A 24,739-nucleotide genomic window follows, 5' to 3' on the forward strand; every position below is an offset into this window, starting at 1 on the left:
GGAAGCGATGAACTGGTTCACCGCGGACGGGTACTGGCTCGGCCGGCTCCTCTTCCAGAAGACCCTGGCCGTCATCTACCTGACCGCCTTCCTCACCGCCGCGCTCCAGTTCCGGGCGCTGATCGGCGAGCGCGGCATGCTGCCCGTTCCCGAGCTGCTGCGGCGCACGGACTGGCGCGTCGCACCAGGGCTCTTCCGCCTCCACTACTCCGACCGGTTCTTCGCCCTGGTCGCCTGGTCCGGCTGTGCGCTGGCCGTCGCGCTGCTCGCGGGCGCGGACCGTCTCGTACCGCTGTGGGGCGCCATGGTCCTGTGGGCACTGCCCTGGGCGCTGTACCTGTCGATCGTCCAGGTCGGGAGCGTCTGGTACGGCTTCGGCTGGGAGTCGCTGCTCCTGGAGACGGGGTTCCTCGCCGTCTTCCTCGGCAACGCGGACACCGCGCCGCCGGTGCTCGTGCTGTGGCTGCTGCGCTGGGTGCTGTTCCGGGTGGAGTTCGGCGCCGGGCTGATCAAGATCCGTGGGGACGCGTGCTGGCGCAAGCTGACGTGCCTGGACTTCCACCACGAGACCCAGCCGATGCCGGGCCCGCTGAGCTGGTTCTTCCACCACCTCCCCCGGCCCCTGCACCGTGCCGAGGTGGCTGCCAACCATGTGACCCAGCTCCTCGTGCCGGTCCTGCTCTTCACCCCGCAGCCGGTGGCGAGCGCGGCGGCGGGGCTGATGGTCCTCACGCAGCTGTGGCTGGTGCTGTCGGGAAACTTCGCCTGGCTCAACTGGCTGACGATCGCCCTCGCCCTGTCGGCGGTGGACTGGTCCCCGGTCGCCGAGCCGCCCGCGCAGGCCGCCGCTCCCCTCTGGTACGAGGTGCTGGTCATCGCCGTCACGGCCCTGGTCCTGGTCCTCAGCTACCGCCCGGCCCGCAATCTGTTCTCGCGCCGGCAGGTGATGAACCGCTCCTTCGACCCGCTGCACCTGGTGAACACGTACGGCGCGTTCGGCAGCATCAGCCGGGTCCGAATGGAGGTGGTGGTCGAGGGCACCGACGAGCAGGTGATCCACCCGGCCACGGTGTGGCGGGAGTACGGCTTCAAGGGCAAGCCGGGCGATCCACGGCGGCTGCCGCGCCAGTTCGCCCCGTACCATCTGCGGCTCGACTGGATGATGTGGTTCGCGGCGCTCTCGCCCGCGTACGCCCGTCCCTGGTTCGGGCCGTTCGTGGAGCGGCTGCTGGAGAACGACCGGGACACGCTGCGGCTGCTGCGGTACAACCCGTTCCCCGCCGAGCCGCCGGCGCACGTCCGCGCCAGGGTGTACCGCTACCGGTACACGACCTGGCGCGAACTGCGGGAGACCGGGTGCTGGTGGCACCGCACCTACGTGCGGGAGTTCCTGCGGCCGACGCCGGCGAACGCCCCTCCCCTCAGTGGGTCCAGGCGACCTTGAACACCCAGGCGTGTTCGCCCGTCCTGCGGGCGGCCGCCGGCACGTCGATCACCAGCGAGCCGCCCGTCGTGCGCCAGGTGAGCGGACGGTCGTGGCCGAGGAGGGTGATCCGGTCCCCGCTGCGCACGGGTACCGGCGCCTCGACGGTCACGGTGGCCCCGGGCCTGACCAGGGAGTGGATGTAGAACGCCCGGCCGGGCCGGACGGTGAACCTCAGCTCCTCGCCCAGCTGCGGCATCCGCGCCCAGTACGTGGTCTCGTAGATGGCCTCTCCGTTGGTCTTCAGCCACACACCCGTCTCGCGCAGCCGGCGCTGCATGATCTCGGGAATGGTTCCGTCGGCCTTCGGACCGATGTCGAGCAGGAAGTTGCCGTTCTTGGAGACGATGTCGACGAGGGAGTGCACGATCTCCTCGGCCGTCATGTACTTCTCGTCGGGCGTCTGGGCGTTGTAGCCGTAGCTGTACGGGTCGAGGCCGCGGCTGGACTCCCACTTGGCGGTGACGATCTGGTCGTACGTCGTATACTCGGGCGTGGTGAAGTCGTGCGGCCCGATGCCGGAGCGGTTGTTGACGGTGACGTCGATCGGACGGGCCCGGTTCTTGGCGTGGTTGAAGTACTCGGCCAGCACCCGGTGGCTGTCGTTGTCGCCGCCGATGTCGCACCAGATGATCTCGGGGTCGTACCCCTCGATCAGCTCCAGCATCTGGGGGCCCTGGAACTCGGTGACGTAGTCCTTGCCCGCCGTGTAGCCCGTGTACGGGACGGGCTCCTGGGTGTAGGGATTGCGCGGGGCGTGTCCCGTCCACGGGTGGTCGGGGTTGAACCACTCGGGCATGGAGAAGTACAGCCCGCGGTGGAGTTCGGGGGTGTAGCGCCGCGAGGCGTCGAAGAGTTCCCTGATCAGGTCGCGGCCGGGTCCCATCTTCACGGAGTTGCGGTCCGAGAGCTTGGTGTCCCAGAGGGCGAAGCCCTCGTGGTGCTTCGAGGTGAGGATGTGGTACTGGGCCCCCGCGTCCCTGAACAGCTCCACCCAGGACCGGGGGTCGAACCGCTCGGCGCGGAACCGCGGGATGAAGTCGTCGTAGGCGAACGACTCGCCGTAGGTGGCGCGGTGGTGGGCATAGGTGGGGTTGCCGGGGTCCTGCATCTGGCTCCAGTACCACTCGGCGTACTGCGTGCCGACCGGGGCCCAGGCCGGCACGGAGTAGATGCCCCAGTGGATGAAGATCCCGAACTTGGCGTCCTGGAACCAGTAGGGCGCCTGGTGGGTGGAGAGGGACTCGTCCGTCGGCGTGTAGTCGGGTACCCCGAGCGTGAGCGAGCGCCGGACCGTCGCCGCCTGCCGGCCGCGACCGCGCGCGACCACGCTGCCGTCCTGCGCGGTGCCGGGCGAGGTGCCCGGTCTGTTGCGGATCCCGATGCGGACGCGGGCCTGTTCGCCGGGGGCGAGCCGGGTGATGCGGGCGGGTGCGACGGTACGCGCTCCGGGCACGTCCACCGAGAGCGTGAGGCCGTCGGCGGCGAGAATGCCCACCGTGCCCGCGTTGACGACGGTGGCCTCGACGCTCTGTGCACCGTGTTCCAGCAGAGAGGTGGTGGAACGGGCCTCGCGCACCGCCAGTGCCCTGCCCTCCGCGGCGGGTTGGAGGGACAGCGCGAAGATGTGCAGGCTGGACCTGTTCGCCTCGGCCGGCTGGGTGGTGGGAAGCGTCAGGGCTACGGCTTCCTTCGAGGGATCGAGCGCGATCTCCGACACGGCCAGGGAGACCTGGTGCGCGTCCTTCGCACCGTCGGGGGCGTACCGGTAGGCGGCGGTGAGCTCGCCGCCGCCTGAGTACCAGTCCGGTCCGGCGAGGCCGGGGGCCGACGTGGTGCCGTCGGCATAGTGGACGGTGGCCTTGCCGGAGGCGGCCCCGTAACTGCACGAGGTGAGGAACAGCCCGGAGAGGTAGCGCCCCTGCGGGAGGTCGATGCGCTGTCCGAGAGCCACGATGTTGTTCTTGACGCCCGCCCCGGCGGACGGGAAACGGAATACCGTGCCCGCTATCTCCCGCTCCCCTGCGGGGAGTTCCTCGCCAGGGAAGGTGTAGCCGGAGCCGTCGAAGTTGCCGCCGCGGGCCTCGGCGGTGTCGATGCCGTCGTTGTCGAACCAGTCGTCGAGAGGGACGGGGACGGCCGGGGGTACGGGCCCCCAGTCACCGGTGGGCGAGGGCGGGGGTTCAGGGGCGGCTCCGGATCGCGGGGCCGCTTCGGCGGTGGCGGGGGTGAGCAGGGCGGCGCCGACAGCCGCCCCTGCCGTCATTCCGAGTACATGGCGCCTGGGAAGTTCGGTCATGACATCCGATGATTGGAGCCCAACGCGGACCTGTCAATGCAATCTTCCAGACAGAACGAAACTCCACCCCCACACCCATCGGATGAATGAGTGGAGGAACCGGTATGTGTCGGGCGTTCGGCGCCGGGCCCGTACAGGCCCCGTCACTGGAGACCCGCTTGGGGCGCGTTCGCCACCCATTTCGCCTTCGGTCGCCCCTACGGCGCGGGGGACGACGCCTCATGACCGACTGGCTGCTCGTAGTCGCCGGCGGACTGGTGGGGCCGCCGCTGCGCTATCGCCTCAGCGTCGACGCGACGTTCCGCCTCCACAGCGCCTTCCTGGGGCACCTTCGCCGCCAACGCCGGCGCGGCCCTGTTCCTCGGCTTCGTCGCGAAGGCGGTGACGGCGACGTCGGAGCCCGGCTGAATCAGCTCCTCGCCACCGGGTTCCGCGGGGCCCTGTCGACCTGGTCCACGTTCTCGTACGCACTGCTCACCCTGACGTCCGCCCGCCGGCTGAGCCTGGCGGCCGGGTATCTGCTGCTCACCGTCCGCGCGGGGGTCGGACTCGCGTTTGCCGGGGCAGCCGCGTGAACGCCGCCCCCGCGCTGCCGCGGGGGAACGACCGAGCTCCGGCCCCGCCCCTTTCGGGGTACGGACCGGAGCTCGGGTGGGAAGCACTCAGTCGACGCCGGGCAGGATGTGCGGCTCGGCGAGGTCGTCCTCGTAGCCGGCCAGCCGGATCGGTGCGGACCTCGCCCAGACCTCGATGTTCCGGAGCTTCTCGGGCCGACGGGTCCGTTCTCCGGGCCGTTCGGCCGTCCGCTGATCGTGCTTCGTCAGTTCTGGTGTCGTCACCGCGCACTCCTTCGTGTCACGTAGCCCCCGGCGTATCCGACGTTCCGGCGTCCTATCCGGTGGTCGTCGCCCGTGGTGCGGGGCAGGGCAGGATCTGTTCGGTCGCGGTGGCGCCGGGTACGGGACGGGACGGCGGCCCGGTTGACGAGCCTGTCCCAGGACGGTCGAGGAACCTTCGTGGATCCCTTGATGACGTCCGTTCCCCTCAGAGTAACCAAATGAGCGCGCCTCTGCTCGATGGAACGTGTGCCCTGGGTCACTTTCAGCCACTGACCATGGAAAAGACCCGGCCCGGGAGGCTTCCCGGGCCGGGTCCGCGACCGCGTGCGGCGGCGGCGACGCCGCGGGAGTGCTACCAGTTGGCGGGGGCGTAGTCCTTGAGGAAGCAGCCGTACATCGCCTCGCCCGCTTCGCCGCGGACGATCGGGTCGTAGACGCGGGCGGCGCCGTCGACCAGGTCGAGCGGGGCGTGGAAACCCTCCTCGGCGAGGCGCATCTTGTCGGGGTGGGGACGCTCGTCGGTGATCCAGCCGGTGTCGACGGCGGTCATCAGGATGCCGTCCTTCTCGAACATCTCCTGCGCACTGGTGCGGGTCAGCATGTTCAGCGCGGCCTTCGCCATGTTGGTGTGCGGGTGCCCCGCACCCTTGTAACCGCGGCCGAACACGCCTTCCATCGCCGAAACGTTGACCACGTAGGAGTGCTTGGCGGCGGTCGCGGCCATCGCGGGGCGGAGCCTGCTGATCAGGATGAACGGCGCGGTGGAGTTGCAGAGCTGGACTTCCAGCAGTTCGATCGGTTCGACCTCGTCGACTGTCTGGATCCAGCTGTTGGTGTGGTGCAGGTCCGGGACGAGCCCGCCCGCGTCGATCGCGGTGCCGGCCGCGATGCGCTCCAGCGACGCCGAACCGGTCACCAGGGCCAGCTCCGTGACGTCCTGCGCGCTCAGCCCCTCCTTGCGGGCGGCGGGCAGCGCGGCCACGCGGTCGACGGTGCCGCTGCCGAAGGTGCCGATCACCTCGGCGGCCGGCAGTTCGCCCGCCGGCAGCGGCGCGGACTCGGCGCCGAGCAGCTCGCTGTACGCCTGCGGGGAGCGGCGGACGGTCTGGGCCGCGTTGTTGATCAGGATGTCGAGCGGCCCCTCGGCGGCCACCGAGTCGGCGAGCGCGACGACCTGGGCGGGGTCGCGCAGATCGATCCCCACGATCTTCAGGCGGTGGATCCACTCGTCGCTGTCCGGCATCGCCTTGAAGCGGCGGATCGCGTCGTTGGGGAAGCGGGTGGTGATCGTGGTGTGCGCGCCGTCGCGGAGCAGCCGCAGCGCGATGTACATGCCGATCTTGGCGCGACCCCCGGTGAGCAGCGCCCGGCGGCCGGTGAGGTCGGTGCGGGCGTCGCGCCGGGCGCGGTTCTCGCGGGCGCACGTCTGGCAGAGCTGGTGGTAGAAGGCGTCGACCTCCACGTACCGCGTCTTGCAGATGTAGCAGGACCTGGGCCGCTGGAGGACCCCCGCGATCTCGGAGGCGGCCGAGGAGGAGGGCAGGACCCCCTGGGTCTCGTCGTCGATGCGCTCGGCCGAGCCGGTCGCGGTCGCCTCGGTCACGGCCTTGTCGTGCGCGGTCTTCGCGGCCCGGCGCTCCTGGCGGCGGCGCTGCTTCACGGTCCGGTAGATACCGGCGGTGGCGCGGCGCACCAGGATGGCGTCCGGGTGGTCGACCTCGATGGAGTCGAGTTCGTCGAGCACGCTCAGGCAGACGGCCAGCCGCTGCGGGTCGATACCGGGACCGAACTCCTCGGTTCCGGGCGCGATCTCCGGGCTGTCCTCTGTCACCGTCATTGCCGTTCCTCTGTCCCTTGTGCCGCCGGATTCTCTCGGCGGACCATGGCGCGCCGCCGAGCCGGGCTCACGAGGACGGACATCCACGGGACTGGCCCGGCCGCGGGCTTCTGCGCGAAGCCGCCGCACTGCGGGCCGAACGCCCCCGTCAAGTTTGCCATGCTCCGGGTGCTGCTCCATTCGAGTGCGTGAGGAGAGCGGCCGGCGAACACAGAGGGGGGTGCGCGCCGGCGCCAAGAGCCGGGGCCCGCGCTCCTGTTCGGCCGGGGCTGGTCGAGATGCATCTCACAGTCGCATTTCGACCGGTATGTCGTGCGGGCGAAAAGGAGTGGAAAAAAATCGCATCCGGTCGGCATGGCCTTCTGGTTACGGGGCAGACGAGGGCTGAAGTACTTGCAGATGAGGAGGGGCGACAACATGGCGACCACGACGGAGCGGACCGGCGAGACCCTCGCCACCGTGCGCACGCTTTCGGAGCGGACCGGTACCGGCCACGGCACTTCGGACCTGCCCTGGATCGAGGACACCGGGAAGGTGGCCCCGAAGGATGCCCGTGCTCTGTCGAAGATTTTTCTCGACCGGCTCCAGGTTCTCGAGGAGGGCACGCACGAGTACCAGTACGCGCGCAACACCCTCATCGAGATGAACCTCTCGCTGGTGCGCTACGCCGCCTCGCGGTTCCGCAACCGCGGCGGCGACGACACCGAGGACATCATCCAGGTCGGCACCATCGGGCTCATCAAGGCCATCGACCGGTTCGACCTCTCGCGCGACGTCGAGTTCGCGACCTTCGCGGTCCCCTACATCGTCGGAGAGATCAAGCGCTTCTTCCGTGACACCACGTGGGCGGTGCACGTGCCCCGCCGGCTCCAGGAACTCCGGGTCGACCTCGCGAAGGCGAAGGAGCAGCTGTCCGCGGAGCTGGACCGCGATCCGACCGTCAAGGAGCTCGCCGCCTTCCTCGAACTGCCCGAGGAGGAGATCATCGAAGGGCTCGTCGCGGCCAACGGCTATGCGGCGGGGTCCCTCGACGCGCCCTCGGCCGAGACCGACTCCGGCAAGGACCAGAGGTCGTTCGCCGACATGATGGGCGAGTTCGATCCCGGGATGGAGACGGTCGAGAACCTCCACACGCTGGCGCCCCTGCTCGAACAGCTCGACGACCGCGAGCGCAGGATCGTGCAGATGCGCTTCGGCCAGGAGATGACGCAGTCCCAGATCGGCGCCGAACTCGGGATTTCGCAGATGCACGTGTCCCGGCTGATCGCACGCATCGTCAAGCGGTTGCGCGAGGGGATGTCCGTCGAGGCCTGAGGCCGGCGGGTGAGCGAGGTGGGGGCCGGTTTCTCCGGCCCCCGCTCTCGCGCGCTCTCACGGAGCTGAGACGCGTGCTCTCACGGAGCTGAGAACACTCGCACGGAACTGAGAAACCCGCCCAATTCGCCGCCCCAGCCTGCCCGCCGGACCGTTCCCGCACCCCATGGGGACGACGCCCGACGGCACAGCGGCCGGGGGCGTTCACATATGCTGCTGGGCGACGGCGGGTGGCCCGCTCGGACACTACGAGAGGGTGAAGCGTGGCTGAGACGCAGACCGGCCTCCAGGTCCGGCACCCGGTCGCGGCGACGTTTCCGTTGCAGGCCGACCCGGCCTCCCGGCCTTCCGTCTGGGGCCTCAACGCCTCCATCCTGCTCGTCGAGGACGACGCGGGCGACGCCCTGCTCGTCGAGGAGATGCTCGCGGACAGCGAGCTGGACTCCGCGCTCACCCGGTGCAGAACGATGGCCGAGGCGCTGGACTTCCTGCGCCGGAATCCGGTACCGGTCTGCGTCCTGCTGGACCTGCACCTTCCCGACGTTCACGGGCTGCCCGCCGTCACCCGCATCGTGGAGACCGCGCCGGACGCCGCCATCGTGGTCCTGACCGGCCTGGCCGAGGCCGAGGCGGGGCTCGACGCGGTGGCCACCGGCGCGCAGGACTACCTCGTCAAGGGGCGGATCGACCCGCAGGCGCTGTCCCGTGCGGTCCGCTACGCCCTCCAGCGCAAGCAGGTCGAACGGGCGGCGAGCGCGCTTCGCACCAATCAGCTGATGGCCCAGGAGAACGCGCGCCTCGAACGCGGGCTGCTGCCCGTTCCCCTGCTGAACGACGACAGCTTCGAGGCCGTCGCCCGCTACGAGCCGGGGCGTGCCTACGGACTGCTCAGCGGCGACTTCTACGACGTGGTCCAGAGATCCGACGGCACGGTCCACGCCGTGATCGGCGACGTGTCGGGACACGGTGCGGCGGAGGCCGCGCTCGGGGTGTGCCTCCGGGTGGCCTGGCGCATGGCGGTCCTGTGCGGCACCGACCAGCTGGAACAGCTCGCGCTGCTGGAGGAGATGCTCGTCGCCGAGCGTTCCGACCCCCATGTCTTCGCGACCGTCACCTCGCTCGTCCTTCCGCCTGCCGGGGACCACGTCCGGATCGTCCGGGCGGGACACCCGGGGCTGCTGCTCCGCCAGGGCACCGGCATCGAGTGGGTGGAGCCGGAGGGCGGCATCGCCCTGGGACTGCTGCCCGGCCACGGCCAGTGGGTCTCGACCGAGCATGCTCTGGAACCCGGCGCCGGTCTCGTGCTCTTCACCGACGGTCTCTTCGAGGGGCGCACCGGGCCGGACACCCGGCTGGGCGAGGAGGGGCTCCTCGCCATGGCCCGGGAGCGGGCCGGTCTCCCGGCCCGGTCGTTCGTCGACGCGCTGGTCGCCGGCGCCGCCGAGGGCGCGGCTCCCCACGGGGGGCTGGCCGACGACGTGGCCGTACTGCATCTCGCCTGGAAGAGGACCCCTTCGTGACCAGTGACTCCCCCGACGACGGACCGCAGCAGCCACGGCAGCCGGCGCGGCTGTCGGTGCAGAACTGGGTCCACCTGATCCTGGCCTGCTTCGTCGCGGTCGTGTGCGTCTGCCTGGTGGTCGGCGGACTCGTCCTGGCGCAGATATCCGACCGGACCACCGAACTGGTGGACCGCATCCAGCCGGCCCGCTCGGCCTCCTTCCAGTTGCAGAACGCACTGCTCGACCAGGAGACCGGGGTCCGCGGCTACGCCCTCACCGGCGACCCGTCCTTCCTCCAGCCCTACGAGACGGGAAGGCGTGACGAGCGACTGCGGCTGTCGCAGGTCCGCTCGGCCATGGGAGACGCTGGGCCGTACGCCCGCGATCTGGACCGGATCGCCGCCGCCTCCGCGCGGTGGCGCACGGAGCACGCCGAGCCGCTGATCGCCGCCGTCCGCCGCGACGGCCCGGAGGGCAGGTCGTCCAGCAGGACCGACGGGAGCAAGGCCGCCTTCGACACACTGCGGCGGCTCTACGGCGCGCAGCAGTCCCATCTCGACGCCGCCCGGGACCACGCGCGCGCCCAGCTCAACGACGCCCGCGTCACACGCGACCGGACGCTGTTCGCGCTGGTGGGCTGCTTCGTCGTGTGCGTCGTCGCCCTCAGTCTGCTGTTGCACCGGGTGGTGGGAAGGCCGCTCAACGCGCTGGCCGAGGCCTCCCACCGGGTACAGTCCGGCGCCTTCCGCCGGCGGATCGACGTCCCCGGCCCCTCCGACGTCCGGGCCGTGGCCGAGGCCGTCGAGGACATGCGGCGCCGGCTGGTCGAGGAGCTCGACGCCGCCCAGGAGCGCGAACTCCTCCTGGCGCAGCAGACGGAGGAGCTGCGCCGGTCCAACTCCGAGCTGGAGCAGTTCGCCTACGTCGCCTCGCACGACCTCCAGGAGCCGCTGCGGAAGGTGGCGTCGTTCTGCCAGCTGCTGGAGAAGCGGTACGGGACCGAGCTGGACGCACGCGGCCGGCAGTACATCGACTTCGCGGTCGACGGCGCCAAGCGCATGCAGGTGCTCATCAACGACCTGCTCACCTTCTCCCGGGTGGGCCGGGTCCACGACAGCTGGAGCGCCGTCGACCTCGACCGCTCGCTGGACCGGGCGCTCGTCAACCTGACGCTGGTGATCGAGGAGTCGGGCACCACGGTGGTGCGTACGGACCCCCTCCCCGAGGTGAACGGGGACGCGACGACCCTCGCCATGGTCTGGCAGAACCTGCTCGGGAACGCCGTCAAGTTCCGTCGCCCGGACGAGCCGTGCGTGATCACGGTCGGCTGTACGCGGGAGGGTGACTTCTGGCACTTCACCGTGACGGACAACGGCATCGGGATCGCCCCGGAGTTCGCCGAGAAGGTCTTCGTCATCTTCCAGCGTCTGCACGCCCGCGACGAGTACGACGGCACGGGCATCGGGCTCGCCCTCTGCCGCAAGATCATAGAATTCCACGGCGGCCGGATCTGGCTCGATCCGGAACCCCGCGTGGGCGCCCGCATCCACTTCTGTCTGCCCGCCGAAGCCGAAGCCTCCCCGGCTGAAGCCTCCCTGGCCGAAGCCGGGGAAACGACCCGTCCCACCGAACCCGCCGAGATCTCCGGAGATGCCGCGTGACCGCCCCCGTACAGCCCATAGAGATCCTTCTCGTCGAGGACGACCCCGGCGACGAGCTGATGACGCGCGAGGCGTTCGAGGACAACAAGATCGGTAACACGCTCCATGTGGTCCGCGACGGGCAGGCGGCGCTCGACTTCCTGTACCGCCGAGGCGAGCACGTCGACGCCCCGCGTCCCGACCTGATCCTGCTCGACCTGAATCTGCCCAAGTACGACGGGCGCCAGGTGCTGGCGCGGATCAAGCAGGACCCGGAGCTCTCGCTCATCCCCGTGGTCGTGCTGACGACGTCCTCCGCCGAGGAGGACGTCCTGCGCAGCTACAAACTGCACGCGAACGCCTATGTCACGAAGCCGGTCGACCTGGACCAGTTCATCGCGGCCGTCCGCCAGATCGATGAATTCTTCGTGACGGTGGTGCGGCTTCCCGGACGTGCGTAATATCTGGTGCAACTGATCGGGAGTGGGATCTCCGTCCCGGGGTACACGAGCACCGAGAACAGAGGCCCGTGGCCTCCCCCGCTGCGCCCTGGCTGGAGCACATGAACGAAGAGGCCAACTCTCGGCCGGACACCTCCACGATGAGGTGTCCGCCCACGGAGGCACTGCACAGTGCTGAGGTGTTCGACGGGGAGCCGGGGTGCATCTCTCAGGCGCGTGCCCTGGCCGACCGCTTCCTCGCGCGGCTCGTGGCGGAGTGGATGGCCGTGCTCGGTACTCACACGCGCAACGATCTGATGCTGGCCGTGAGTGAGCTGGTGACCAACGCCGAACGCTACAGCCACGGCCCCTACCTGCTGGAGCTGGAGGGGAACGCCGAGCGCATCAGTGTCACGGTCTACGACACCAGCAGCGCGCTCCCGGTCTTCTACTCCCCCGACCCGAGCAGGCTGGGCGGCCACGGCATGGAGATCGTCGTGGCGCTGTGCGACCGCCTCACGGCCGAACGGGTTCCGGTCGGCAAGCGCATCCGCGCCGAGTTCACGCTCAGCAGCTGAACCGCCCCAGCAGCCCGCGGGCCGGGGGTCAGGCGTCGCTCCGCGGCCTTCCGAACCAGTCGATGCAGACGACCAGCGCGTCATCGAGCGTGTCCGCCTCACGGTAGTCGGCGAGTTCGCGCAGGACGGCGCCCGGTACCGACGCGGCGGGCAACAGCCGGGTCGCGAGGATCGCCCTGGCCAGCCCCCGTTGCGCGTACTCCTCGCCCGACGGCGACATCGTCTCGTACACCCCGTCGCTGACGAGCAGCAGCCGGTCGCCCGGGAGCAGCTGCAGATTCTGCACCACGTACTGCGACTCCTCGAACATGCCGAGCGGCAGCTGGGCGTCCAGGTACACGCGCTCGACCGTTCGACCGCGCAGCCGCCAGAGCTGCGGGGAGCCCGCGTCCACCACGCCGACCGACCCGGTGGCGAGTTCGAAGCGCAGGAGCAGGGTCGACACATGGGCGCTGCCGCGGTGCTGGTCGTAGAGGGCCTGGTCGGCGAGGGCGGCCTGGTCGGCGATCCCGATCCCGGCCCTCCTGGCGTTGCGCAAGGCGTTCACGGCGAGGTTGGTGAGCAGGGAGGCCTCGATGCCCTCGCCCATGCCGTTGGTCACGGAGACGGTCAGCTGCTCGCTCTCCGCGGCCCAGTCGAAATTGTCCCCGTGAATGGCGTAGGCCGGTTCCAGCTGCGCGCCGATCGCGTACTCGGCCGCGGTGAACGCCCGGGCGGGGAGCAGCTGCCACTGCATCTCGGCGGCGAGGGTGAGCCGGGTCGTGCGCCGGGCGCGCTGGTAGCGGTCGGTGTCGCGGTCGGCCACGATGATCTCGTGGCCCAGGAGGTCGGCCACATGGGCCAGCTCGTCCATGGTCTGCGGGGTGGACCGTGCGGCCGGGAGGCAGACGCTGAGGATGCCCAGGCGCTCGCCGCGCACCGTGACGGGAAAGTGGTGGCTGACCGAGTCGCCGCTACCGGCCGGCTCCTCGAGTGGGAGCTGGCTGCCGAAGGCACGGCCCTGCGGGCTGTTGTGCATGGACAGGGAGCGCTCGGCTCCCGGTACGGGGCCTACCGGATTGAGCACGGTCATTCCGTAATCCGCCAGCAGCATCTGCACGGACCGGGCGCCGTACGCGGTGGCGAGTGCGCCGCGCACCGTCTCCACCAGGGCATGCGGCGCGGCGGCGCGTACGGCTCTCTCGATTTCGGTACGGGCGTTCACGGTCTTCCGCTCAATCTTCGTCGGGTGACGGGGAGGGTGCCGGGCTGACAGGATGACGTTCCGGGTGACAGAGTGGATGGATGCCCCACCGCACCGGTCTCCCTCACCGCCTTGAGCGGCTGTCCGAGGACGTCTGCGCCGCCTCCGAACTGCTGGAGGTGCTGTGGGGCCGCGGCCAGGAGGCCGCGCCTCCGGGCACGGTCTCGCCCTCGCAGCTGCGGGCGCTGCTGGTCATCGAGAAGCAGGAGGGCAGCAACCTCCGCTCGCTCGGTGAGGCGCTCGGCTCGCGCGCCCCGTCGGTGAGCAGGCTCTGCGACCGGATGGAGGCCATGGGCCTCGTCCAGCGCGCCCCGAGCCCGACGAGCCGGCGCGAGGTCGAGCTGCGGCTGACCGGGCGGGGCCACAGCCTGCTGCAGGAGTACCGGGCGATCCGCACGCGCGAGCTCTCCGCGGTGCTGGAACGGATGCAGCCCGCCGAGGTGGCGGCGCTCGCCGAAGGGCTGGCCGCCTTCCAGTCCGCCGCGTCCCAGCGGCTCACCTCCGGCCGTAGTCCCGCCGACCGGCTCCGCGAGGACATCGCGGACAGCGCCTAGCTTCATCCAGCCCCTGCTTCCGCGCTCCTGAGGCACGCCCCGAGGGGGGTGCGATCGTTGATCATTGCGGGTACAGATTGTTGCCCCACGGAGAATGTTGTCAAATGGCAACTATTACTTCTATCGTTGGCCACACCCACCGCGAGCAGGTACGGGCTCGCACCGGACCGTCCACGTCAACCGGCGTACTCCCCGCCCCCCAATGCGTCACGAGGTGACCGTGCTCCCTTCCCCCAGCGCCGGCAGAGCCATGCGCATCGTCCCACGACAGGACCGGGGAGCGCTGGTGCTCGCCGTGACCGGTGACCTCGACATCGACAACGTCGCCCCGCTCGGCGCCGCCCTGGGGGGCGCGGCCTCGAGCGACGACCGGCCCGTCGTCGTCGACCTCTCGGACGTGAGTTTCGCGGACTCCACGACGGTGAACGTGCTGCTTCAGGGCCAGACCCTGCTGGGTCCCCGGCTGCGGCTCGCCGCACCGTCCCCGTTCATGGAACGGCTCATCGGGGTGCTGGGCCTCGACAGTGTGCTTCCGGTCTTCCCGACCGTCGCCGAGGCGCTCGACCCCCCGCTGCCCCACTGAGGCCGCGGCAACGCCGAGCGCCCTTCCCCTCGTCGGACGAGGGGAAGGGCGCTCGGCGTGTCGCGGGTGGTGCGGGTCAGCCCAGTGCGGGCGGGGCGTCCTCGGGCGAGGTGCCCCATCCCGACGGCTCGCTGCCCACCGTGAAGGAGAGCGACCGCGCCGAGCGGATGTCGTCCGTGGTGAGGTAGGTGCGCGACTGCTGCGCACCGTCGAGCCGCGCCGACTGGATGTAACGGTCGGTGTCCGAGGCCCCGGGGGCGCTCACCGTGAGCGAACCGCGCGGGTAGTACCGACGGTCGAGCGTGATGTCGACGCGCTCGAAGGCCGGGGTGGACAGACCCCAGGTGTCGGTGCCCGGCTGCACCGGGAAGACGCCGATGGACGAGAGCACCATCCAGGCGGACATGGTGCCGAGGTCGTCATTGCCCGTCATGCCGGTCGGCCCGTTGGTGAAGAGGGTCAGGGCGGCGTGGACCACGTCGGTCGTCTTCCACGGCTGGCCGGTGGAGAGATAGGTGTACGGGGCGATGAGGTCGGGCTCGTTCTGCGGGTTGTACTTGTCGGCGTTGTAGTACGCGTACGGGCCGTTGACCCACACCTCGCGCGCGGTCTTCGCCGGGTCGGCGAGGAGCTTGTCGTAGGCGAAGAAGGAGTCGAGCCGCTGGTTGGCGGCGTCCTTGCCGCCGATCAGGTCGACCATCCCGGGAATGTCCTGCGGCACCATCCACTGGTACTGCCAGGACGTGCCCTCGTGGAAGCCCTCGCTCTGCGCCGGGTCGGCGGGGCCGGTGAAGGCGCCGGAGGCGTCACGGGCGCGGAAGAAGCCGGTGGAGGGGTCGAAGATCTTGCGGTAGTTCTGGGCGCGGGCCTCGTAGCGCGCGGCGTCGGCGTCGTGGCCGAGGTCGCGGGCCATCTCGGCGAGCATCCCGTCGGACAGGGCGTACTCCAGGGTGGCGGACGCGCCGTGGTCGTAGTCGGAGTCGCCGGGCTTGGCGTGCGGCCGGCCCTTGATGTAGGGGGCGAAGCCGTCCTTCAGGTAGGCGACGTTGGCCTCGCGGCCGACCGGGGCGGAGTCGGCGGCCGGCACGCCGTCGGCGTTCTTCTTCAGGGCGCGGTACGCCTCCTCCTCGTACCCCTTCAGCAGGCCCTGCTGGTAGGCGTTGGTGAGGAAGGGGGTGACCGGGTCGCCGGTCATGATGTTCGTCTCGACCGTGCCGTAGCCCCACTTGGGCAGCCAGCCGCTCTCGGCGTCGATGCGCAGGACCGATATCGCCATGTCGCGGGACTCGCGCGGGGCGAGCAGGGAGAGGAGCTGGGCCTGGGTGCGGTAGGTGTCCCAGAGGGACCAGTTCTGGTAGTACGTGAACTTCTCCGCGCGGTGCTTCTTCTGGTCCCAGCCGGTGTAGCGGCCGTCCACGTCGCTCCCGACGTTGGGCGCGAGGAAGGACCGGTACAGGGACGAGTAGAAGGTGCGGCGGAGCTCGTCACTGCCGCCCTGGGCCTTCACGCCTTCGAGGCGGTCCTCCCAGGTGCGCTGGGCGGCGCGCTCGACGTGGGCGAAGCTGTGGCCGCCCTCGGCACGGAGGTTGAGCGCGGCGCCCTTGGCGTCCACGTAGCTCAGGGCCGTGGTGGCCTCGACCGTGCGGTCCTCGGTGGTGTCGAAGCGCAGCCAGGCGCCGTTGCGGGCGTCGGTGGCCGAGGACTTCTTCGAGCCCTCGGTGACGGTGGCGCCGTTCCAGGTGCCGGACGTGGTGAACGGCCGGTCGAAGTGGGTGACGGTGTAGACCGTGTACGCCTTGGTGTCCTGACAGAAGCCGCTGCCCTTGATCGCGGTCCGCACGGTCCGGTTGTCGAGGATCTCGACCTCGGAGGAGAGGGTGCGGTGCAGCGACTGGCCGGCGTTGAGCAGCACGTTGGCCTTGGCGGTGGCGGGGAAGGTGTAGCGCTGCACGCCGGTGCGCCGCGTCGCGGTCAGCTCCGCCTCGATGCCGTTCTTGAGCCCGACCTTGTAGTAGCCGGGGCTCGCCTTCTCGTCGTCGTGGCTGAACTCCGCCGCGTACTTCGCGTAGTCGGTCTCGGTGACGTCTCCGGTGGTGGGAAGGGTCGGCAGGTCGCCGCCCAGTCCGCAGCCGACTCCGGAGAGGTGGACCGAGGAGAAGCCGCGGATGTGGTTCTCGCCGTAGTCGTAGCCGGTGTTGTGGCCGGTGTCCGGGGAGAGCTGCACCATGCCGAAGGGCACGGAGGCGCCGGGGTAGGTGTTGCCCTCGTTCTGGGTGCCGATGAACGGGTTGACCAGGTCGGTCAGCCGTCCGTCGGCCCGGGGTGCGGCCTGGGCCGTGGCCCCGGCGGTGAGGACACCGCCCAGGAGCGCGGCGGCGGCGAGTGCGGCCGCCGGGCCGCGCAGGCGCGGCCGGGGGTTCCGGTGCATGGGGATACTCCTTAGGACAACGTTGTCAGAGCGCGATCATTCTTGGTTCCCCGTTGATCGGCGTCAAGGGGTCGGAGGCCCCCGCCCGGGCCCGTCCCTCGCGGGCGGGCCCGGGCGGCGGCGGAGTTCAGGCCGCGGGGCAGCCGGCGACGACCGCCTTCGAGGCGTCACGGATGAGCGCCTGCTGGGCGTCGTGCACCCGCTTCACCTCGGGCTTGACGACCTTGCGGTCGTAGGTGAGCAGACCGTTCAGCTCACCTTCCACGTCGGAGATCTGCGTGTACACCGCACCGTTGCTGCCCTTGCAGGCCAGCGCGCGCACCTCGTCGAGCTTGGTGAGGTAGTCGTCGGTGTAGGTGGCGGGGTCGACCGCGATGTAGGACTGCTGGACGGCCCAGGCGTGGCCGGGGACCGCGAGGCCGAGCCCGCCGTACTCCCCGCTGACCAGGGCCCGTCGGCCGTCCGGCTTCGGCAGCGCGGGGCTGGGGTAGCCGTGCTCGTCGATGATGTCCCCGGTGCCGCCGTCGGTGCCCAGGTTGATGCCCGACATGCTGTTCACCAGGCGCGTCGGGTCCCAGGCCTTGGCCTGATCGGCGATCCGGGCCTCGTCGTACTGGCCCCAGCCCTCGTTGAAGGTCACCCACATGACGACGGACGGGTGGCTGGAGTGTTCGTCGATCATCTCCTTCATCTCGTGCTCGTACTCGGCGCGCGCGGCGGCCGACGGGTTGACGGTGTTCATCGCCGGCATGTCCTGCCAGACCATCAGGCCCAGCTTGTCCGCCCAGTAGAACCAGCGGTCGGGCTCGACCTTGATGTGCTTTCGGACGGAGTTGAAGCCCAGCGCCTTGTGCATCTTCAGGTCGTACGCCAGGGCCTCGTCGGTGGGGGCGGTGTGCAGCCCGTCCGGCCAGAACCCCTGGTCGAGGGTGGCCATCAGGAAGACCGGCTTGCCGTTGAGGACGGTGCGCGGGGTGCCGTTCACCTTCTCGACGGCGATGGACCGCATGCCGAAGTAGCTGCCGACCCGGTCGGATCCGACGGTGACCTTGAGCTGGTACAGATGCGGGTCGTCCGCGGACCACAGGTGCGGGTCCGGCACGGGCACCCTCAGGGCCGATCCGGTCCGGCCGGTGACGGTGCCCACCTTTCGCTTGCCGTCGTACGCGGTCGCCGTGACCCGCACCCCGTCTCGGACGCCGCGCACCTCGACGGCGACGCTCTCGCCCGGAACGTCCGGGGTGAGCTTCAGCGAGTCCGCGTGGTCGGCCGCCACCGGCTCCATCCAGACGGTCTGCCAGATACCGGAGGACGGGGTGTACCAGATGCCGCTCGGGTCCAGGCGCTGCTTGCCCATCGGCGGGTTCTCGCCGTCTTGGGCGTCGGTCGGGTCGTAGACGCCGACGATCAGCTCCTGGGTGCGGCCGGGCTTCAGCGCGTCGGTCACATCGGCGCTGAACTTGTCGTAGCCGCCCTTGTGTTCGGTGACCTTGCGGCCGTTGACGTACACCTCGGACTGCCAGTCGACGGCGCCGAAGTTCAACTGGAGCCGCTGGGCCGAGCCGACCTTCCAGTTCTTCGGGACGGTGAAGGTCCGGCGGTACCACATCCGGTCCTCGTGGCGTTCGATCCCGGAGAGCTGCGACTCCACCGGGTACGGGACGAGGATCTTCTCGCCGAGCCTCTTGCCCACCGGGGGCGCCTCCCCCGCCTTCGCCGCGGCGAACTCCCAGGAACCGTTGAGGTTCTGCCAGGCGTCGCGGGTGAGCTGGGGGCGCGGGTACTCGGGCAGGGCGTTCTTCGGCCCGACCTCGTCGGCCCACTCCGTCTTGAGCTGATACGTGGAGTGGTTGGGCCCGCTGGACCAGAAGGCGCCGACCGCCTTGCCGTCCACGCCGGCCAGTGCGCCGTCCCCGTCGTAACGGATGTCGGCCAGGCCCGTGGCGTCACCGGCCTTGTTCCCGACGACCGGCTCCTTGAGGGCGACGGTCAGACTGCGCGGGTCGGCCGGGTCCGCCTTGACCGCCCCGAGCGGCCACTCGGCCCCGCCGATGACGGCGTCCAGGTGGTTCACCAGACCGGCGGGCAGGGCGCCGAGCTTCTGGGCGAAGTCGAGCTTGAGGGTGCGGCCGTCGGCGAGCACGGTGGCGCCGATGGCCCCGTCGTACGCGAAGTCGTCCGGCAGCCGGAAGGCGGACTGCGGTACGGGCACCTTGGTGCCGCCCGGTTCCGTCCATGCGAGGTGCAGGTTCGAGCCTCCCTGGTGCTCGAAGAACTCCACCTTGAAGTCGTAGGCGGTCCCGGCGGTCAACTCGACCGGCTGGGAGGTCTGTTCGCGCTCCCAGTCGTCGACCCAGTGATCGATGACCGGTTTCCCGTCGATCCAGAGGCGGAAGCCGTTGTCCCCGATCATGGAGAACGTATGGGCTCCGGACTTCTCCGGCACGATCTTCCCGGTCCAGCGGATGCTGGCGTCGTCGGCCTGTCCGGTCGCCGAGGTCAGTCGCGACTCAAGGGTCGGGAAGTCGATGGAGGGATCGAATCCGGTGGCCTTGAGCTCCCCGAAGTCGAAGGCGCCCGGGGCGGACTGCGTGTAGTACTCCCCCTTCAGCCCCTGCACTTCGCTGGAGCCACCGGGGTCCTGTCCGGCGGCCGAGGCAGCGGGTACGGCGGTCAGTCCGGCGGCCCCCACGGCGGCTGCCAGCAGCAATATCAGTCTTTTGTCGATGCGCACGAATCCTCCTTGGTGAGGAAGGTGGCGGCTCGTTGCCACACGATGTACAACGTTGGAAGAAAGAGCAGTTGGCATGACAGCACGCCGGATGCGGCCCTGTCCAGGTCCATGACAAGCCCTTGTTCGGGGCGGAGGACGACCGGAGGAGAGCAGGTCAGAGCCCACAGAGCGCCGGCGCGGCCCCGCGGGCCACGCCGCGATTCGGCGTGCCCTGCGGGCTAGTCAGCGCTTCCGTCCCTCGGCTGCTTTTCGCCGGCCGCGAGGCACGGTACGCGGCGCGGTATGTGCCGCGCGGCCGGCGGGAGACGGCCATGAGGCGCTGTCAGTCCAACCCGGCGGTCAGCCGCGCGCGGAACGCCCCGGCGGTCTGCGCGGGGCCGCGTCGAAGACGCAGTCACCGCACAGGCCTCCGCCCGGGACGCGGTAGTAGAGGCAGCAGGTGCCTCTGCGGAATCCCGGTCCGTGCGGCGCGCCCGTGTGGCGCAGATCGGGGTGGTCGAAGAGTTCGGCGGCCAGGGCGCGGGTGCGCGCGGCGACGTCCGGCCTGCCGTGGGTGCGCGCCCAGGCGATCAGTTGGCGCACCGCTCCGGCCAGCGCGGACCCGGCGTTGCCCCACAGCAGCCGGGCCGGCACGGGGGTGTCCCGGCGGACCGCGGCGCCGAGCGGTTCGAGGTGGCCGTGCTGGACGACGGCGCGGATCCGGACGGCCGTTCCCGGCAGAAGGGTGGCTCCGTCGTGCCAGAGGTCGTCGGGGGCCGGCAGCCGGGGATCCCAGTGGAGGTCCTCGGGCCGCAGACCGGGGAAGCCGCCTGTGAGGACCGCCGGGCCGAGCGCGGTGGACCACAGCCGCGCGGCGAGCCCCAGATGGGCGACGGAGGCGGCGACGCGCCGTTCGGCCGTTCCGAGCCTCGCCGCGACGGTGTCGATCCGGGCGGCGAGCGGTGCGCCGTCCCCCGCGTACAACCGCGCCAGCGCGAGATGACCGCCGTCCGGATCCGGCCCCGGGTCGGTCCGCAACGCGAAGAACGCGCCCGGGCCGTCCTCTTCGTTCCGGTTCATCACGCCGCCGCCTCCCTCCGCCCGGCCACCTGCTGTGACCCACCGGACACCGGCGGTGCCGCGGCTCGCGGTTCACCGTATCCGTGCGGGATGATCGTTCTGACGGCGGGCACAAGGGAGGACTACCGTCGGGAGGAGGACACCGGGACCACTCCCGTACTACCAAAGCAGTACGCCGAATCGCCGCCTCAGGGACGACGACGTGGCGGCTGTGAAGGGAGATCGTGGTGTACATGAGTTCCCTCGCGCTGTCCGTGCTCCTGTCACTGGTCTCCGCGGTCGCGTACGCGGCCGGGGCGATCGTCCAGGAACGCGTGGCCACGGCCTCCGACGGCCGCTCACTCGCTCCGCTCCGCGACCGTGTCTGGTGGGCGGCGGTGGCGCTGAATGGCGTGGGGGCCCTGCTACATGTGGTGGCGCTGGCGTACGGTCCGCTCAGCCTCGTGCAGCCACTGGGCGCTCTGACCATCGTCTTCGCCCTGCCGATGGCCGCACTCTTCGTACGCCGCAAGGCCGGCGCGAGCGCATGGCGCGGCGCGCTCATGGCGACCGTGGGGCTGGCGGGGCTGCTGGCCCTGACCGGAAGTTCCGACGCGCATTTCCTCGGCGGGTCGGAGCAACTCATGCTCGCCCTCGTGACGTTCGGTGCGGTGGTCGCGCTCATGCTGATCGCGAAGGCCATGCGCCGGCCGGTGATGCGCAGCGTCGTCCTGGCCGGGGCCTCGGGTGTCGCGTTCGGCATCGCCTCGGTGTTCACGAAGACCGTGGCCATGCAGTGGACGTCGGGCTCGGTGGGTGCGGGCGTTCCGACGCTGCTGGTGATCGCCGCTCTCGCGGGCGCCGGGCTGCTGCTGGCCCAGGCCGCTTACCGCGGCGCCGGTCTGACGGCGCCGCTCGCCACGGTGACCGTCGTGAACCCGGTCGTCGCCGCGGCGGTCGGCATCACGCTGTTCGGCGAGCAGTTCCGCCACGGCACCGCGGGCACGGTGCTCGCCCTCGTCTGCGGAGCCGTCGCGGCCGGGGGGCTGGTCATGCTGACCACGGAACGGATGAGTGCGGAGCGCCGCGAAGCGCAGCACGCGGACGGCGGCGAGCGCCCGCAGACCGTCGCCCACGCGAGCGAGCCATCGGGCGGCCCCGCCGTCGACGCGCGCGGACGGGAACCCATGCCCGCCGGCGCCTCCGGTGAGGGCGCGGGGGATTTCGTCGGGCCCGCCGGCTCGCCGGCCCCGGCGGGCGCACCGATCGACCCGGCGGGCGCACTGCCCAGGCCGGTGCGGTCGACGGCCCCGACCGTGGTGACCTTCCCACCGGCGGGACCGAGGGCGCCCGTGGCGGCCGAGGAAAAGTCGCCCGCCCTGCTGTCGCTGCCCGTGCGGATGCCGCTGGAGGGGTGGGTGGGTCACGCGGAGTCCGGTCCGGACCCGCGGCCGCTCGACGGCGCCGCGCGCAAGCGCGCGTCATCCGCCGGGTCCGCCGCATCCGCCGCCGTGGCCGGTGACAGCCCCGGCGTTCAGACCCTGACGCCGCCTGCCCTGAGGTAGGCCAGCGGGTCGACGTCGGAGCCGTAGTCGGGGCCCGTACGGACCTCGAAGTGCAGGTGCGGGCCCGTGACGTTGCCGGTGGACCCGGAGCGGGCGATGCGCTGCCCCCCGCCGACGTGCTGCCCGGAGCGCACGAGGAGCGACGACAGGTGCGCGTACTGGCTGTACTTGCCGTCGCCGTGCCGGATGACGATCTGGTAGCCGTACGCACCGCCCCAGCCCGCCGAGACGACCGTGCCGGACGCCACCGCCTTCACCGACGTGCCGGTGGGTACGGGGAAGTCGACGCCGGTGTGGTAGCCACTGGACCAGGAACCTGCCTGGTGGTACGGGGTGCCCGTGCGGGCCGCCACCGGGGCGGTGAGCCCGGAGTGCTTCTCCGCCCGCTCGGTCTTGTGGGGCACGGTCCGGTGGGTCTCGGTCTTCTTGGGCTTCGGCTTCGCCTGCTGGGTGTGCTTCGGCTGCGCTGCCGGTTTCGGCTTCGCGTGCTGCGTCGGCCGGTCGTCCGCGTGCGTGCGCTCGGGCCGAGCCGTTCCCTTCGGTGCGGGCGCCGCCTTCTCCTTGGCTCGCGGCTCAGGCGCTGTGTCCGCCTTCGGAGCGGCGCCGGTGATCGTCCTCGGGGTCCCGGCCAGGTCCAGGCTCAGGCGCTGCCCCGGAAAGATCAGGTCCGGGTCGTCACCGACGACCTTGCGGTTCGCCGAGTAGAGCCGCTGCCAGCCGCCCTCCAGGCGCCGGTCGGCCGCGATCCCGGAGAGCGAGTCCCCGCGTGCCACGGTGTACGAGTCGCGCTTGCCCGGCACCGTCGTCGGCATGGTGGCCGCCGAGGCGGTCTTCGTCTCGGCCTTGCCCGTGGCGGAGGTCCGGGATGCGGCCTTCTTCGGCGTCTGAACGCCGGTGATCCGCTCGGTCTGCGGGCTGATGTCGGGTTCGCCGCCGCCCCGGGTCAGACCGGCTTGGCCGGAACAGACCGGCCAGGCGCCCGGCCCCTGCCCCTCCAGCACCTTCTCCGCTACGGCGATCTGCTGGTCCCTGGTGGCCAGGTCCGCGCGCGGGGCGTAGACCGTGCCGCCGTACGCCGCCCAGGTCGACCGGGTGAACTGGAGCCCGCCGAAGTACCCGTTGCCCGAGTTGATGCTCCAGTTGCTGGTCGACTCGCACGCGGCGACCTTGTCCCAGACATCACCTGACGCCGCGCCTGCCGACGCCGCGGTGAGGAGCGGGAGGGCAAGGCCCGCACCGCCCGCCGTGACCGTGAGCGAGGCACGGTTGATGCGGCTCGGCTGGTATCTGCGGTGCCGTCCGTTCGCGGCCATGACTTGGCTCCCCCACTGACAGTAGGACACGTCGCAAGCGGTCAACTTATGTGCAGACAGCGGGTGATGACAAGAGCACAGCGAGTTCCGGCCACCACGGTGGCCGGGGGTCCGCAGCCCGCTCCCGGGAGGAGTGATTCCGCTCGACAGTGAGGACGCCCGCCGGGAGCGGACCGGTCCCGCCGGACGCCGAAGACCCCGGAGAGCGCTCTCCGTTGATGCTATAAATGCGCTCATGACGGATGACCCACGACCTGGCGGTACACCCACGCTCGAAGATGTGGCGAGGACGGCCGGGGTCTCCCGCGCCACTGTCTCCCGGGTGATCAACGGCGTACGGAACGTCGACCCGGTGATCCAGGACGCGGTGCGCCGCGCGGTCGACCTCACCGGCTACGCGCCCAACCGCGCGGCGCGCTCCCTGGTGACCCGGCGCACCGACGCCATCGCGCTGGTGGTTTCGGGGGCGGGCGTCGAACCCGGGCCGGCCGAGGCCGGGGTGACGGCCGGAGGCGGGGCGGACAACGGGTCGTCCTTCACCGCGCAGGTCTTCGCCGACCCGTTCTTCGGCCGGGTCGTGACCGGGGTGGTCGACCATCTGCGGCCGCGCGGCATGCACCCGGTCCTGATGTTCGCGGAGACGGCACGGGCCCGCGCGGACGTGGTCTCCTTCCTGCGCCAGGGCAGCGCGGACGGCGCTCTGGTCGTCTCGACACACGCGGACGACCCGCTGCCCGGTCTGCTCGTGGACGCCGGGCTGCCCGCGGTGCTGTACGCACGGCCCGCCCGGCCGGTCCGGATCGACTATGTGGACCTCGCCCACCAGGACGGCGCCCGGCTGGCCGCCGAACACCTGCTGGCCCGTGGCTGCCGACGCGTCGCGACCATCACCGGCCCGCTGAACATGGCCGCGGGTCAGGAACGGCTGGCCGGATTCCGCGACACCCTGGCGAGTCGCGGACTTGACGGCGTCCCGATCGCCGAGGGGCGGTTCACCCAGCAGAGCGGCGAGGCCGCGATGGCGTGGCTGCTGGCCGAACACCCCGACCTGGACGGGGTGTTCGCCGCCAACGACCTGATGGCGACGGGCGCCTGTCACGTGCTGCGGGAGCACGGCAGACGCGTGCCCGAGGATGTCGCGGTGATCGGTTTCGACGACAGCAGTGCGGCGTCCGTCTGCCGCCCGCCGCTGACCACGGTCCGTCAGCCGGTCGAGGCGATGGCCGCCGAGATGGCCCGGCTGCTGATCGAGCGGCTGTCGAAGCCGGAGCGGGCGGCGTCTTCGGTGATCTTCGAACCTGCGCTGGTGGTGCGGGAGTCGGCGTAGGCGCCGGACGCCCCCGCCTCAC

18 protein-coding genes and 1 pseudogene are annotated in these 24,739 nt (G+C 70.9%); 11 read left to right on the top strand and 8 right to left on the bottom strand.

Annotation, left to right across the window (positions count from 1 at the left end):
* Positions 1-7 precede the first annotated feature (7 nt).
* On the top strand, positions 8-1,444 hold the full coding sequence (locus ABZ454_RS05075; protein ID WP_359536118.1) for a lipase maturation factor family protein: 1,437 nt from the start codon (positions 8-10) through the stop codon (positions 1,442-1,444).
* Here ABZ454_RS05075 and ABZ454_RS05080 read toward each other — a convergent pair.
* Positions 1,422-3,782: an alpha-L-fucosidase gene (locus ABZ454_RS05080; RefSeq protein WP_359536119.1), complete on the bottom strand. Its 2,361-nt coding sequence runs from the start codon at positions 3,780-3,782 to the stop codon at positions 1,422-1,424. The two genes, ABZ454_RS05075 and ABZ454_RS05080, sit on opposite strands and share 23 nt — an antisense overlap.
* Before the next feature lie 221 nt (positions 3,783-4,003).
* On the opposite strand from ABZ454_RS05080, the pseudogene ABZ454_RS05085 reads away from it, so the two are divergent.
* A pseudogene (locus ABZ454_RS05085) lies at positions 4,004-4,357 on the top strand (CrcB family protein).
* An 87-nt stretch (positions 4,358-4,444) separates the two neighbouring features.
* Here ABZ454_RS05085 and ABZ454_RS05090 read toward each other — a convergent pair.
* Both ABZ454_RS05090 and ABZ454_RS05095 read right to left on the bottom strand, forming a co-directional pair.
* Positions 4,445-4,621, bottom strand: coding sequence for a hypothetical protein (locus ABZ454_RS05090; protein ID WP_356319784.1), 177 nt, complete (start codon positions 4,619-4,621; stop codon positions 4,445-4,447).
* A gap of 352 nt (positions 4,622-4,973) precedes the next feature.
* On the bottom strand, positions 4,974-6,458 hold the full coding sequence (locus ABZ454_RS05095; protein ID WP_356319783.1) for an SDR family NAD(P)-dependent oxidoreductase: 1,485 nt from the start codon (positions 6,456-6,458) through the stop codon (positions 4,974-4,976).
* A gap of 417 nt (positions 6,459-6,875) precedes the next feature.
* Here ABZ454_RS05095 and ABZ454_RS05100 point away from each other — a divergent pair, with 417 nt between their 5' ends.
* The 5 genes from ABZ454_RS05100 (at position 6,876) to ABZ454_RS05120 (ending at position 11,932) form a co-directional block, all read left to right on the top strand.
* On the top strand, positions 6,876-7,772 hold the full coding sequence (locus ABZ454_RS05100; protein ID WP_359536120.1) for a SigB/SigF/SigG family RNA polymerase sigma factor: 897 nt from the start codon (positions 6,876-6,878) through the stop codon (positions 7,770-7,772).
* Positions 7,773-8,092: 320 nt separating this feature from the next.
* Positions 8,093-9,292 (top strand): fused response regulator/phosphatase, encoded by a 1,200-nt coding sequence (locus ABZ454_RS05105; RefSeq protein ID WP_359536183.1) that lies wholly within the window; start codon positions 8,093-8,095, stop codon positions 9,290-9,292.
* Positions 9,289-10,935 carry a CHASE3 domain-containing protein gene (locus tag ABZ454_RS05110; RefSeq protein ID WP_359536121.1) on the top strand — a complete coding sequence of 549 codons (1,647 nt, stop codon included), beginning with the start codon at positions 9,289-9,291 and terminating at the stop codon, positions 10,933-10,935. The genes ABZ454_RS05105 and ABZ454_RS05110 overlap by 4 nt, the downstream gene beginning before the upstream one ends.
* Positions 10,932-11,375, top strand: a complete 444-nt coding sequence (locus ABZ454_RS05115) for a response regulator (RefSeq protein ID WP_356319780.1) — start codon at positions 10,932-10,934, stop codon at positions 11,373-11,375. Before ABZ454_RS05110 ends, ABZ454_RS05115 begins: the two co-directional genes overlap by 4 nt.
* A 101-nt stretch (positions 11,376-11,476) precedes the next feature.
* On the top strand, positions 11,477-11,932 hold the full coding sequence (locus ABZ454_RS05120; RefSeq protein WP_356319808.1) for an ATP-binding protein: 456 nt from the start codon (positions 11,477-11,479) through the stop codon (positions 11,930-11,932).
* Positions 11,933-11,960: 28 nt separating this feature from the next.
* On the opposite strand, the gene ABZ454_RS05125 is transcribed toward ABZ454_RS05120, so the two are convergent.
* Positions 11,961-13,136 carry a PP2C family protein-serine/threonine phosphatase gene (locus ABZ454_RS05125; protein ID WP_359536122.1) on the bottom strand — a complete coding sequence of 392 codons (1,176 nt, stop codon included), beginning with the start codon at positions 13,134-13,136 and terminating at the stop codon, positions 11,961-11,963.
* Positions 13,137-13,216: 80 nt separating this feature from the next.
* Between ABZ454_RS05125 and ABZ454_RS05130 the strand changes: the two genes are divergently transcribed.
* Both ABZ454_RS05130 and ABZ454_RS05135 read left to right on the top strand, forming a co-directional pair.
* Positions 13,217-13,729 (top strand): MarR family transcriptional regulator, encoded by a 513-nt coding sequence (locus ABZ454_RS05130; RefSeq protein WP_359536123.1) that lies wholly within the window; start codon positions 13,217-13,219, stop codon positions 13,727-13,729.
* A gap of 250 nt (positions 13,730-13,979) precedes the next feature.
* On the top strand, positions 13,980-14,312 hold the full coding sequence (locus tag ABZ454_RS05135) for an STAS domain-containing protein (RefSeq protein ID WP_356319807.1): 333 nt from the start codon (positions 13,980-13,982) through the stop codon (positions 14,310-14,312).
* Positions 14,313-14,388: 76 nt separating this feature from the next.
* Here ABZ454_RS05135 and ABZ454_RS05140 read toward each other — a convergent pair whose 3' ends face one another.
* From ABZ454_RS05140 to ABZ454_RS05150, 3 genes are all read right to left on the bottom strand, one after another.
* Positions 14,389-16,740, bottom strand: a complete 2,352-nt coding sequence (locus ABZ454_RS05140; RefSeq protein WP_359536124.1) for a GH92 family glycosyl hydrolase — start codon at positions 16,738-16,740, stop codon at positions 14,389-14,391.
* A 127-nt stretch (positions 16,741-16,867) separates the two neighbouring features.
* A complete protein-coding gene (locus ABZ454_RS05145) occupies positions 16,868-19,474 on the bottom strand; it encodes a PA14 domain-containing protein (RefSeq protein WP_359536125.1) in 2,607 nt (868 codons plus the stop codon).
* Between the two features lie 339 nt (positions 19,475-19,813).
* Positions 19,814-20,533 (bottom strand): ferric iron reductase, encoded by a 720-nt coding sequence (locus ABZ454_RS05150; RefSeq protein ID WP_359536126.1) that lies wholly within the window; start codon positions 20,531-20,533, stop codon positions 19,814-19,816.
* A 224-nt stretch (positions 20,534-20,757) separates the two neighbouring features.
* On the opposite strand from ABZ454_RS05150, the gene ABZ454_RS05155 reads away from it, so the two are divergent.
* Positions 20,758-22,077 carry a DMT family transporter gene (locus ABZ454_RS05155; protein WP_359536127.1) on the top strand — a complete coding sequence of 440 codons (1,320 nt, stop codon included), beginning with the start codon at positions 20,758-20,760 and terminating at the stop codon, positions 22,075-22,077.
* Here ABZ454_RS05155 and ABZ454_RS05160 read toward each other — a convergent pair.
* Positions 22,047-23,390 (bottom strand): transglycosylase family protein, encoded by a 1,344-nt coding sequence (locus tag ABZ454_RS05160; protein WP_359536128.1) that lies wholly within the window; start codon positions 23,388-23,390, stop codon positions 22,047-22,049. The genes ABZ454_RS05155 and ABZ454_RS05160 overlap by 31 nt on opposite strands.
* Positions 23,391-23,625: 235 nt before the next feature.
* On the opposite strand from ABZ454_RS05160, the gene ABZ454_RS05165 reads away from it, so the two are divergent.
* Positions 23,626-24,717 (top strand): LacI family DNA-binding transcriptional regulator, encoded by a 1,092-nt coding sequence (locus tag ABZ454_RS05165; protein ID WP_359536129.1) that lies wholly within the window; start codon positions 23,626-23,628, stop codon positions 24,715-24,717.
* The last annotated feature ends 22 nt before the right edge of the window (positions 24,718-24,739 follow it).

It is taken from the genome of Streptomyces sp. NPDC005803 (assembly GCF_040630435.1).
Lineage (GTDB): Bacteria > Actinomycetota > Actinomycetes > Streptomycetales > Streptomycetaceae > Streptomyces.